Raw genomic sequence first — 12,409 nt, 5'->3', positions numbered from 1 at the left:
TGTCACGCGCAGGGCCGCCCTTACAGGGCGGCCCTTTGCTTATCCATTTCAGGCGTCCTTGCCGCCCGGGGTGTGTGCATCGGGCATGGGCGGCACCGGCATCGGGGGTGCATCGGCATCATCCTCATGCACATCGATGATGCCGCGGCCCACATGGCTTTTGCGATAGCCGTAGAGGAAATAGACCACGAGCCCGGCTCCGCCCCACACCGGCAGGACCATCTTCGCTTCGAAGGGCAGATTCACATAGAGCCCCACCGTGCCGAGGATCGCCAGCGGCGCCACCACCCACACCAGCGGGGTGCGGAACGGACGCGGCCGGTCCGGCTGGGTGCGCCGGAGGATCAGCACCGCCAGCGCCACCATGAAGAAGGCGAATAGCGTGCCCGAATTGGAGATGTCCGCCAGTTGGCCCACCGGCAGGAACGCGGCGAAGAACGCCACGGCAACGCCGGTGATCATCGTCACCACATGCGGCGTTTTCCACCGCGGATGGATCACCGCCAGCCTTTCGGGCAGCAGCCCGTCGCGCGCCATGACGAAGAAGATGCGCGTCTGGCCGAACAGCATGATGAGGATGACCGAAGGCAGGGCGAGGAAGGCGGCAACACCGATCAGGTCACCCACCCGCTGCCAGCCGATCGAGCGCAGCACATGGGCCAGCGCCTCGCGCGAGCAGACCAGCGGTTCCGACCCCATGCCCGCGAGTGACTGGCACCGGGCGGCGAATTCGGGCGTGCCGGGCGCAAGGATGGCGCCGCCGGGGCCGGAGACGGGCTGCGCCCCGATTGCGCCGATCGCGCCTGCGGCAACGAGCAGGTAGAACACCGTACAGATCGCGAGGCTGCCGATCAGGCCGATCGGCACGTTGCGCTGCGGATTCTTGGTTTCTTCCGCCGCGGTGGAGACCGCGTCGAAGCCCACATAGGCGAAGAAGATCGAAGCCGCGGCGCCCACTGCGCCCAAGCCCGCGCCATGGCCGTTGCCGAACCAGCCGTTGGGCATGAAGGGTTCGAAGTTCTGCCCCTTCATCACCGGCAGGGTGAGAATGATGAACACGGTAAGCGCCGTCACCTTGATCGCCACCAGCACCGCATTCACCCGCGCGCTTTCCGTGGTCCCGATCATCAACAGCAAGGTGACGAGCAACGCGATCACCAGCGCCGGGAGGTTCACCAGCCCGCCCGCATAGGGACCGACGACCAGCGCATGGGGCATTTCGATCCCCCAGCTGTTCAGCAGACCGACGAAATAGCCCGACCAGCCGACCGAAACCGCGCTCGCCGCCACGGCATATTCAAGGATCAGCGCCCACCCGACCATCCAGGCCAGCAATTCGCCCATCACTGCATAGGTATAGGTGTAGGCGGAGCCCGAAACCGGCACCATGGAGGCGATTTCGGAATAGCACAGGGCTGCCACGCCGCAGACGACTGCGGCGATCACAAAGGCCCACATCATCCCCGGCCCGGCTTTCTGCGCCGCTTCCGAGGTGAGCACGAAGATGCCAGTGCCGATGATGGCCCCGACCCCGAGCAATGTGAGCTGCCAGGCCCCGAGTGTGCGATGGAGGGATTTCTTCTCTGCCGTCGCAAGAATGGCGTCCAGCGGCTTCACCCGGCCAAATATCATCGTGATCCTTCCGTCGAATCGGCGACAGGCGACGCGGCGGGCGCTGGCGACGGGTGCAGAACCGGCAAAGCGACAACCGCCCTTACCTGCCCGTCCCGCACTTGCCACGATCCCCCATGTCGTTCCCGAATGGTATGTGATGCAACGAAATGCCGCTCGCGTCGAGAGCGGCTTTTGCTAGAAGGCCCCCATGTCCACCACTTTTCAGCTCGACACCTCCACCAGCCGCGCCAATCCGACGCCGCAGCCGATGCGCCGCCTCACCGTGCCGGCCCTCCGTGGGCGCAAGGCCGATGGGGTGACGGGAGAACCGGTGGTGATGCTCACGGCCTACACCGCCCGCCAGGCGCAATTGCTGGACGCGCATTGCGACCTGCTGCTGGTGGGGGATTCGCTTGGCCAGGTGATCTATGGCCTGCCCTCCACCGTGCCGGTGACGCTGCGGATGATGGCCGATCATGCGGCGGCGGTGGTGCGCGGCAGCTATCACGCGGTCGTAGCGGTGGACATGCCCTTCGGCAGTTACGAAGCCTCCCCCCAGCAGGCGTTCGAAAGCGCCGCCTTCCTGCTGAAGGAAAGCGGCGCCGCGGCGGTGAAGCTGGAAGGGGGCGAAGCTATGGCGGAGACAGTCGCCTTCCTCGTCGGCCGGGGCATCCCGGTAATCGGCCATGTCGGCCTCACGCCGCAGGCGGTGAATGTGCTCGGCGGCTATGGCGCGCGCGGGCGCAGCGAAGCGGAAGCGGAGAAGATCGTGGGCGATGCCCGCGCGCTGTGTGACGCCGGCGCCTTCGCCATTGTGGTGGAAGGCGTGGTGGAGCCGATCGCCGTGGCGGTGACGGAGGCGGTGTCCTGCCTCACCATCGGCATCGGCGCCTCGGCCCGGTGCGACGGGCAGGTGCTGGTGACGGAAGACATGCTCGGCATGTTCGAGCGCGTGCCCCGCTTCGTGAAGCGCTATGCCGATACCGCGGGCGTCATCTCCGAAGCCGCCGCGCAATATGCCCGGGAAGTGCGCGACCGCAGCTTTCCCGGAGTGGACCAGACCTACCAACCCAAATAAGCCAGCGGCGGCACGACGCGCCCGGGCAGGATGCCCGGCACGCTCGCCTCTGGAAAGGACAATCGCTTGCTCAGCTTCTATCGCGGATCGATCGCCTTCACCCTCGTCTGCCTGGCGCTGGGTGCCTGGTATGGCTGGAGCTCCACCGGCAGCGTACAGGCGACTTTGAGCATGCTGTGGATCGTCGCCGTGCTCTCCGTGCTCGAGATTTCGCTAAGCTTCGACAATGCGGTGGTGAACGCCACCGTGTTGAAGGAAATGGACGATATCTGGCAGCGCCGCTTCCTGACCTGGGGCATGGCCTTTGCCGTGTTCGGAATGCGGGTGATCTTCCCCCTCGCCATTGTCGCCATCGCGGCCGGCCTGGGCCCGATCGAGACGGTGAGCCTCTCGCTCAACGATCCGCAGGAATATGAACGGATCGTCTCTTCCGCCCATATCGGCATCGCCGGCTTCGGCGGCGCCTTCCTGTGCCTTGTTGGTTCGAAGTTCTTCTTCGACGCGGACAAGGATGTCCACTGGATCGCCGTGGTCGAGCAGCGCCTGTCCACCTTCTCCCGCGTTCCGGCGGTGGAGATCGCCTTCTTGCTGCTCACCATGTTCGGCATTTCGCTGATGCTCGATGATGGAGAGGCGCTGACCTTCCTCGTCGCCGGCATGCTCGGCATCGTCACCTTCGTCGCGGTGGAGGCGATCAGCACCATCCTGGAACTGCGTGAAGAGGCGGCGCGCGCCCGCGGGGCGGTGGTCGCCTCGGGCCTTGGCGGCTTCCTCTATCTCAATGTGCTCGATGCGAGCTTCAGCTTCGATGGCGTGATCGGCGCCTTCGCCCTCTCCAACAACATGATCGTCATTGCACTGGGCCTTTCGATCGGCGCCATGTTTGTGCGTTCGATGACGATCATGCTGGTGAAGAAGGGCACGCTGGCGGAATATCGCTTCCTCGAACACGGCGCCTTCTGGGCGATCCTCGCGCTGGGCGCGATCATGCTGCTGTCCGCGCGGTTCCATATCCCCGAGACTGTCACCGGCCTGATCGGTGCGGTGCTGATCGGTGTCTCGCTCTACTGGTCGATCCGCCACAATCGGCGGGAGGCAGCGGCGGGGGGCCTGCCGCACTGATCCGCCTGCGGGTTTATGAACCCGCCTGCGCCGCCGCACGCGCACGCAGCGCGGCCACAGCCCGTTCGCTGCCCCCTGCCGCTTGCAGGCTGCGCGCGAGGATCCCGGCAATGCTGCCATTGGCCCGTTGGAGGGCATAGGCGCGCCGCGCACTGGCCAGTGCCGCTGCAGACTTGCCGAGCCGGCCTTCCGCCACCGCCAGATCCGCAAGAAGATAGGGATCGCCCGGCCCGGAGCCGAGCGAGGCCGCATAGGCCAGCAGGGCACCTGCCCGCTGCCATTCGCCGCGATCGGCAGCCATCCGCCCCAATCGGGCGGCGACGGGGCCATCCTGGGGGTTTTGCGCCAGATAGTCCGCCAGCACCGCCTGCGCCCCCGCGGCATCGCCCCCGGCCTCCTCTGCCGCCGCCATGCGCAGCACCAGCGGACGATCGCGGCGGATTGCAGCTGCGGAGGCGTTGCGCGCCGCAGCGCCGACTGGATCGCCGGTGAGGAGGGCCACGTCTCCCGCCAGTACCGCCACATCCGCCGAACCGGGATAGCGTTGCAACAGGCGCGCCGCCCGCGTCGATGCATCGACCGCCTGCCCCTGCGCGAGCGCCTCGCGCAGCAGAGCGACCGCCGCCTCCGGCCGGTCCGGATCGTCGCGCCACTGCCAGATGGCAAGTTCGCCGCCGGGTGCCAGCGGCAGGACGGAGAGCGCACGCGGCAGGCCCGCGGCGGCGCGGTCGAGATAGGGCGCCGCCTCGGCCCGGCGACCAAGCTGCTCATAGGCGCGGCCGACCAGCGTCAGCAGATATGGAGAGGCATCCGCCCGCTGCGCCAGAGGCGCGAGGCGGGCCACCACCTCATTGCCTTCGCCATGCGCCAGCAAGGCGCGGCCGAACAGCAGCGCAGCGGTGAGATTATCCGGCTGCGCGCGCACCAGTTGGTCGAACTGCTCGACCGCCAGCGCCGCATTGCCGGTGCGCAGTTCGAGCACGCCGCGAAGCAGCATGGTGGCAGGCACGCCGTCATAGGCATCGCCCGTGCGCCACAGCAGCCGCCGGGCAAGCGCATCCTGCCCGCCTCGCGCGGCGAGCACCGCCTGCAGATAGTAAGCACGCGGATCGCGGCTATCGATCTCCAACATCCTGCGCGCCACCTTGAGCATGTCACGCGCGCGGCCGGCATCGCCCAGCGTGGCGGCATATCCCGCCAGCAGGCCAAGATCGTCGGGCGCCTGTGCCAGCGCCCGCTCGAACCACGGCAAGGCTGCGACGAGGCCGCCGGAATCCCGCTCCAGCTGGGCGCGGAACTCCAGCGCGCGCGGCTCGCGCGGATCGGCTTCCAGCGCCTTCTCGGCCGCATCCAAAGCCTGATGCTGCTCCCCCGCACGATACCGCATCCGGCCGATATCGACCCACAGCGCCGCACTGCCGGGGCTCTGCTCCAGCGCGCGGTCGAAGGCCTGCCGCGCGGCGTCAAGGTCGCCCTCAGCCATTTCCAGTTGCCCGAGGGCGTGAAAGCCCCGCTCCCGGTCCGCCGCGGCAAAAATTCCGGGCGCCAGCCATTCGCGCGCCTTGTCGAGATGGCCCTGGAGCAATTCGGCCTCGCCCATCAGCGCGGCGATGCGATCACGCGGGGCGCCGGCCCGCCGCACTTCGTCCACGGCCACTTCGGCCGCGATGCCATGGCCCCGCTCGATCGCGGCACGGGCCTTGTCCAGCGGATCGCCGCCCGATGCCGCAGCGAGTGGCGGGATCAGCGCCAGCGCCACCAGCGCAAGGGCAGGAAGGCGCCAGTCAGCTCTGCAGATCATATTGCTTGAGCAGATCGTACAGCGTCGGCCTGCTGATCCCCAGCAGCCGCGCCGTGCCCGAGATATTGCCCTCGCAGCGGGCCAGCGCGTGGCGGATCACCTTGCGATCCGCCCTTTCGCGGGCACATTTGAGGTTGAGCACATCCTCGCCCTCACCCGGGCCGAGATCGAGATCATCGGCGCTCACCAGCTTGCCATCGGCCATGATGACCGCGCGCTTCACGCGGTTTTCCAGCTCCCGGACATTGCCCGGCCAGCGCCAGCCGTCGATCGCCGCCAGCGCATCCGGCGCAAAGCCGGTCACCTGCGGGTTCATCTCCCTGGCGAAGCGCTTGAGGAACACCTTGGCCAGCAGCACCGCGTCGCCCGGCCGGTCGGCCAGTCCAGGGATCTTCACAACCACTTCGGCCAGGCGATAGAACAGATCTTCGCGGAAGCGCCCCTCGGCGATCATCGCCTCCAGATTCTGATGCGTGGCGCAGACGATACGCGTATCCACCTCGATCAACTTGCGCCCGCCGATCCGCTCGATGGTGCGTTCCTGCAGGAACCGCAGCAGCTTCACTTGCAGCGGCAAGGGTATATCGCCCACCTCGTCCAGGAACAGCGTGCCGCCATGCGCCAGTTCGATCTTGCCTTCGGTGGTTTTCACCGCGCCGGTAAAGGCACCCTTTTCGTGGCCGAACAGCTCGCTTTCCAGCAGCGTTTCAGGGATCGCGGCGCAATTGATCGCCACAAAGCTCCCGCCCCGCTGGGCGGAGGCATCGTGCAGGCCGCGCGCCAGCAATTCCTTGCCGGTGCCGCTGGCGCCCAGCAGCATTACCGAGACATTGGTGTTCGCCACCCGCTCGATCGTGCGCGCCACGCGCACCATTTCAGGCGCAGCGGTGATCATGCCGCCGAGCACGCGATTGCCCTCCCCCGCGCGCGCGGCGAGAGCGCGGTTTTCCTGCTCGATCTGGTGCAGCTGGAGGGCGCGGCGCACGATCAGGCCGAGCTGCTCGATATCGATCGGCTTCTGATAGAAATCGTAAGCGCCGCGCTCGATGGCCTGCAGCGCGCTTTCCCGCGCGCCATGCCCGCTGGCCACGATCACCTTGGCGTCGGGCTTCAGCGCCATGATCTCGTCCAGCACCGCGAACCCCTCGCTCGTGCCGTCGGGATCGGGCGGCAGGCCAAGGTCGAGCGTAATCACCGCCGGCTCTTCCGCGCGCAGGGCGGCGATGGCGCTTGCCCGGTCGCCCGCCAGCACGACTTCGAAATCGTCGTAGGCCCATTTCAGCTGCGCCTGCAGGCCTTCGTCGTCCTCCACCACCAGCAATTTGGGCAGGTTTGCGGGCTTGTCGTGCGACATCATGCCACCTCATTCCAGCGCGGCTGACGGGGTTGGCCCTGCATGTGGCCTGCCAGCAAGGGCAACCGCAGCAGGAAGCGCGTGCCCAGCCCTTCACGCGATTCGACATCGAGCCTTCCGCCCATGGCACGGATCAGTTCGCGCGCTTCGAAAGCGCCGATGCCGAAACCGCCCGGCTTGGAAGAATGGAACGGCTTGAACAGCCGCGCGCGGATGAACTCGGGGCTCATCCCGCATCCGGTATCGACGATCTCGATCACCGCCTCTTCCCCGTCGCGGCGCAGGTCGAGGAACACCGGAGCGCCCTCCTCACTGGCTTCGATGGCGTTCTGCACCAGATGCACCAGCGCCTGTTCCAGCCCTTCGCGGTCGGCCATCACCACGCAGGGCTCCCGGTCGATCAGCACCACCCGGCTGCGGTCCGCGAACCGGGTGGCCACATCGTCCAGCACCTGGGTTAAGGGCAGCGGCGCGCGCGCTTCGCCCAGATGGGCGCCGTAGCGGCCCAGCCGGGTCAGCAGCGCCTGCAGCTTGTCGGAGCTGTTGGTCAGCGTCACCAGCATGTCGGCGCGGAATTCGGGCTTGTCCGCGTGCTTTTCGGCATTGCGGGCCAGCAGCGAGAGCTGACTGGCGAGGTTCTTGATGTCATGCATCACGAATGCAATGCGGCGATTGAACTCGTCGAAGCGCTGCGCCTCGCCCAGGGCATCCTCGCTCGCCTGTTCGGCAAGGTAGGACGCGAGCTGGCGGCCGACCACGCGCAGCAGGTCGAAATCCTCCCAGTCGAGCCGTCTCGCGAGCGGCGGGCGCGCCACCGCCACCACGCCCAGCAGCCGTTCGTAATGCAGCAGGGGCACCAGCGCCCAGGCGGAGGGTTCCTGCAGCAACCAGTCAGGATAGGCAGCCTCCGGCAGGCCCTGCACACGGCCGGAACGGAGGTCGTCCAAGTCGAGAATATACTGACTTTCCTCGAAAAACCGCGCCCCGGCGGGGGTCATTGCCTCCGCTGGCACCTCGATCCCCGGCCATTGCCAGCGTGCGTCCAGCGCCAGTTCGCCGCCCTCGCGCGGGGTCAGCAGAAGGCCGGCGGGGCTGTCGGTAATGTCCGCCACCGACTGCACGATGCGCTCCCGCAAGGGGGCGGCGGCGGGGCCGGCCCGGCCGATCGTGTCGGTAAAACGCAACCACTCCGCACGGTAGTCGTAACGGTGCTGAAACAAGTGCTTGGAGAGCGTAACGCGCAGCCAGCCGCGCAGCCGGGGCGACGGCAAGAGAGCCAGCGCCGCCGCGCTCGCCATGACGAGGAAGGCGAGCTGGACGACGCGCGCCAGCTCCGTACCGATGTAAGAAAGGCCCTGCGCCACCAGCACCATGACCAGCAGATAGGCCCCGATCACCAGCAGCGAGAAGGACTGGAAGGTGAAGGAGCGCGACGGGCTGAAGCGCAGATTGCCTTCCTTGCCGAAAATGCCGCCGGCCAACAAGGCCACCACAAGCAGCATGCAACAGCCGCGCAATTGTGTGAGCATGCCCGGCAGGCCGTCGCCCAGATAGGCCACCGTCGCCAGGTTCAGATCATACAGCCACATCACCGCCAGCGCCGCCGCCGGCCAGCGAAGGCCTGTGCGCGAGGCCGCCGATCCGCCGGCGTAGAGATTGTGCACCAGCACCAGCGCGCCGACGCAGAAGAGCAGCCGCAGAGACAGGGCGAAGCGCAGGAACTCGCCGAGAGCGAGAATGTCGCCCCCCACATAGTGGCGGACCCCGATCAGCAGCAGCTGCAGCAGCTCGACCAGCGCCAGCGCAGCAACCACCGGGCGCACGGGTCCCATGCTGCGGGCGCGGTTGTCATAGGCGAACAGGCGATAGAGCGACCACAGCCATGCCAGATAGCTGAAGCTGAACAGCACCAGCGTGGGGGCACCCTGCGTGCCGAAGCCGACCACGGCGAGCGCCCAGGCGGAGGACAGCGCCAGCGCCGCGCCCACCGCCAGCGCCGCCGTGCCGCGATCCCGCTGGCGGGCGACCAGCCAGCCCGCGAGGGCCAACGCCGCCACCGCCGCCGCCAGATGGCTTAGCTGGAAGAACAGCAGCAGCACCGGCGCCATCATCGCGCCCCTTCGGGCCAGAGGATCACCCGCACGGTCTGCAGCAGGATCAGCAGGTCGAGGAAGGGCGTGTAGTTCTTGGCGTAGTAGAGATCATATTCCAGCTTGGCGCGGGCATCCTCCACCGATGCGCCATAGGGATAGTTGATCTGCGCCCAGCCGGTGATCCCGGGCTTCACCATGTGCCGTTCGGCGTAATAGGGCAGTTCCTGCTCCAGATCCTCGACGAAGCGCGGCACTTCCGGGCGCGGGCCGACGAAGCTCATATGGCCTTTGAGCACCGTCCAGACCTGCGGCAATTCGTCGATCCGCACCTTGCGGATGAAGCGCCCCACGCGGGTGACGCGGGGATCGCGCTTCTCCGCCCATTTGGCGCCGTCCTTTTCCGCATCGGTGCGCATGGAGCGCAGCTTGAGCACGGTGAACGGCTCGCCATAGAGGCCGACACGGGTCTGGCGGAAGAAGGCCGGCCCGCGGCTGTCCAGCTTCACCAGCAACGCGAACAGCAGGATCAGCGGCAGCGCCAGCACCAGCAGCAGCAGGCTGGCGGCAATATCGAAGATCCGCTTGGCCACGCTGGACACCGCCCGGCCGGAGGAGAAGCCGTCGGAAAAGATCAGCCAGCTGGGATTGAGCGTATCGAGATCGACCCGCCCCGTCTCCCGCTCCAGGAAGCTGGAAAAATCGTTCACATGCACGCCGGCGGTCTTGATCCGCAGCAGATCCTTGAGCGGCAGGGCGTTGCGCCGTTCCTCCAGCGCCAGGACCACTTCGGCCGCGCCAAGATTGGCGACGAAGCGCGAAAGATCGTGCACGGCGCTGCGCTGGATCGCCTCCTGCACGGCAGGCGCCCCTTCCCCCATGCCGATATAGCCGACGATGATGAAGCCGCTGCCCGGCCGCTCCTGCAGCGCCTTCAGGCGCAGAGCCCGCTTGCCCGCCCCCAGCACCAGCACGCGGCGGCGGAAGGCTGCACCTCCCAGGATGCCGCCCACGATCAGCCGGTTCAGCATCAGCAGCACGATCGCCCCGCCCATCGCGTAGAGCAGGGTGGAGCGCCAGAAGGTCTGCCCAGGGAGCAGGAAATCGACGAAGGCCAGCACAATGGTCGCCAGGCTCACCGCCACCAGCAGCCGCGCGGCGGCAAAGCGCATCAAACGCAAGGCATCGGCGCCGTAAACGCCCACCGCGATCATGGTGACGAGCACCACCCCGCAGAAACCCGCCAGCATCCCCATCCGGTCAGCCAGCCGGCCCGGGTCCATGCCGATCTGCCCCGCACGCAGCGTCCAGGCCAGATCACCGGCCAGGAACAGCAGGACAAGGTCGATCAGGCCGAGCAGCAATACGGCGTGGGGAACATAATGTTTGAAGAGACGAATCATCGCTCCGGCCGGCCGCTCCCGCGCGAGATCGCGGGCGCGGCCGGGGTTAGGCCGGAGAAGTGAAATGTCGGTAAACCTTACAGCAGGGCAATCGCCCGAAATCGCGGAAAAGCGCCGGTCGCGCTACATGCCGTAAGTGAAGACTAACAAGGCGCTGAGCGTGGTGACCATGATGAGCACCAGCGGCACGCCGGTGCGCAGATAATCGCCGAAGCTGTAGCGCCCTTCCGCCATGATCAGCATGTTCGTCTGATAGGCGATCGGGGTGGCGTAGCAGAGGTTGCAGCCGAACAGCACGGCCAGGATCAGCGGTTCGCGCGGGAGGCCCAGCCGTTCGGCAATGCTGAAGGCGATGGGCGTGCCCACCGTCGCCGCCGTGGCGTTGGAGGCGAAATTGGTCAGCAGCGTCACGAACAGCATGATCGTGGCCAGCACCGCCGCGGGCGGCAGATATTGCAGGCCCGAGGCCAGCCCCTGCCCCAGCCAGTCCGCCGCGCCGCTTTCCAGGATGATCCGGCCGACGGCGATGCTGGCGGCGACCAGCACGATCACCTTGGCGGACAGGGCACGGCCCACCCGGTCAAACTTCACGCAACCGGTGATGAACATCAGGATCGCGCCGGCGAGCGCGGACACGGCGATGGGCAGCAATCCAATCGACGCCGAGCCGACCGAACCGAACATGATTGCGGCGGCCAGCCATGCACGCGACCGGCGCGGCATGATCTTGGCGCCTTCCACCTGCAGCAGGCCATCGGTGTTGGCGAATTCCTCCAGCGCGCCGGGGCGGCCCATCACCAGCAGCACATCGCCTTCGGCCAGCCGCGTATCGCCACGCGGATCTTCCGGCCCCACCTTCATCAGCCGGTCGGGCTTGTGGATGCCCAGCACGGCCACGCCATACAGATCGGCGATGCCCGATGTCGCCAGCGTGCGGCCCATGATCCGCGAATCGCCGGTGACGACCATTTCCACCACCTGCACATCGTCTTTCTGCGCAGAGGCATCGCGGTGGATCTTGTCCACCACCCAACCCGGGGCGATCTGCCCACGCAGGACGCGGATGGCTTCTTCCAGCGCATCATGCGTGCCCGAGACGGTGAGCCGCTGCCCTGCCTCAAAAGCCCCGGAAGGCCGTTCTTCGAAGCGGAAATCGGCGGGCAGCCGCTCCACCACCTCGTCAAAATGGCGGCCGACCAGATCGCTGCCCACCGGCACGCGCAGGCGGGTGACGAAGCGGCGCCGGGCCTGCGTCGTTTCCTGCCGGTTGTCCTTGAGCAGGCGCGGCATGACCAGCCAGAGGTAGGGCAAGGCCACCACCGCGGCCATCAGCACGATGGGCGTGAAATGGAACACATTCATCGGCCGCATGCCGAGATCGCGCGCGATGGAGACGACCAGCAGATTGGTGGAGGTGCCGATGGTCGTTGCCATGCCGCCGATCAGCACCGCCGCATTCAGCGGGATCAGCGTTTTCGATGCGGGCATGGCCCCGCGCTCCGCCAGCGCCACGAAGATCGGCAGCAGCAGCACCAGCACCGGCGTATCGTTCACGATCATGGACAGGCCGAAGGCGAGCAGCAGCGAAATGAGCAGGCCGAACTGCAAGTTCACCTTGAACATCTGTTCCAGGAAGCGCGCGCCCGGCTCCAGCGCGCCCGTGACCACCAGCCCGCGCCCCATGATCATCAGCGAGCAGATCGTGATCAGCGCGTAATGGCCGAAGCCGGAGAAGGCGAGTTCCAGCCCGTCGGTCGGCCCGGTGTGCGGCAGCGGGAAGAAATACAGCCCCACCGCGATGACGGCGATCGTCATCAGCGAGACGATCTCGGTGGAGACCTTCGCCCGCGCGAATTCCACGAACATCGCCACCGTCACCGCCATGGCGGCGATCGCGTGGAAGGATGGCGGCGGGATCATTTCCACAGTTTAAATGCTTTCAGCCGA

At 67.1% G+C, this 12,409-nt stretch carries 7 protein-coding genes and 2 pseudogenes; 2 read left to right on the top strand and 7 right to left on the bottom strand.

Annotated elements, in window-relative coordinates; genetic code table 11:
- Positions 1-48: 48 nt before the first annotated feature.
- Complete coding sequence (locus AEB_RS09075; protein ID WP_119082900.1) at positions 49-1,632, bottom strand: amino acid permease; 1,584 nt, start codon at positions 1,630-1,632, stop codon at positions 49-51.
- A 190-nt stretch (positions 1,633-1,822) separates the two neighbouring features.
- Between AEB_RS09075 and panB the strand changes: the two genes are divergently transcribed.
- Both panB and AEB_RS09065 read left to right on the top strand, forming a co-directional pair.
- Positions 1,823-2,692, top strand: a complete 870-nt coding sequence (gene panB, locus AEB_RS09070) for a 3-methyl-2-oxobutanoate hydroxymethyltransferase (RefSeq protein ID WP_119082899.1) — start codon at positions 1,823-1,825, stop codon at positions 2,690-2,692.
- 66 nt (positions 2,693-2,758) lie between these two features.
- A complete protein-coding gene (locus tag AEB_RS09065) occupies positions 2,759-3,814 on the top strand; it encodes a DUF475 domain-containing protein (RefSeq protein ID WP_231958974.1) in 1,056 nt (351 codons plus the stop codon).
- Positions 3,815-3,827: 13 nt separating this feature from the next.
- Here AEB_RS09065 and AEB_RS18600 read toward each other — a convergent pair.
- The 6 genes and pseudogenes from AEB_RS18600 to AEB_RS09040 form a co-directional block, all read right to left on the bottom strand.
- Positions 3,828-4,745 (bottom strand): annotated as a pseudogene (locus AEB_RS18600) (hypothetical protein); the annotation flags it as partial.
- 339 nt (positions 4,746-5,084) lie between these two features.
- A pseudogene (locus AEB_RS18595) lies at positions 5,085-5,297 on the bottom strand (tetratricopeptide repeat protein); the annotation flags it as partial.
- A gap of 301 nt (positions 5,298-5,598) precedes the next feature.
- A complete protein-coding gene (gene prsR / locus AEB_RS09055; protein WP_119084554.1) occupies positions 5,599-6,969 on the bottom strand; it encodes a PEP-CTERM-box response regulator transcription factor in 1,371 nt (456 codons plus the stop codon).
- Positions 6,969-9,077, bottom strand: a complete 2,109-nt coding sequence (prsK, locus tag AEB_RS09050; protein WP_231958973.1) for an XrtA/PEP-CTERM system histidine kinase PrsK — start codon at positions 9,075-9,077, stop codon at positions 6,969-6,971. Before prsK ends, prsR begins: the two co-directional genes overlap by 1 nt.
- Positions 9,077-10,462, bottom strand: coding sequence for a TIGR03013 family XrtA/PEP-CTERM system glycosyltransferase (locus tag AEB_RS09045; RefSeq protein ID WP_119082895.1), 1,386 nt, complete (start codon positions 10,460-10,462; stop codon positions 9,077-9,079). The genes prsK and AEB_RS09045 overlap by 1 nt, the downstream gene beginning before the upstream one ends.
- Before the next feature lie 123 nt (positions 10,463-10,585).
- On the bottom strand, positions 10,586-12,382 hold the full coding sequence (locus tag AEB_RS09040; protein WP_119082894.1) for an SLC13 family permease: 1,797 nt from the start codon (positions 12,380-12,382) through the stop codon (positions 10,586-10,588).
- Positions 12,383-12,409: the final 27 nt, after the last annotated feature.

Origin of the sequence: Altererythrobacter sp. B11, assembly GCF_003569745.1 — a bacterium.
GTDB lineage: Bacteria > Pseudomonadota > Alphaproteobacteria > Sphingomonadales > Sphingomonadaceae > Croceibacterium_C.
The sequence above is the reverse complement of the archived record's forward strand: the minus strand, read 5'-3'. Positions and strand labels throughout refer to the sequence as shown.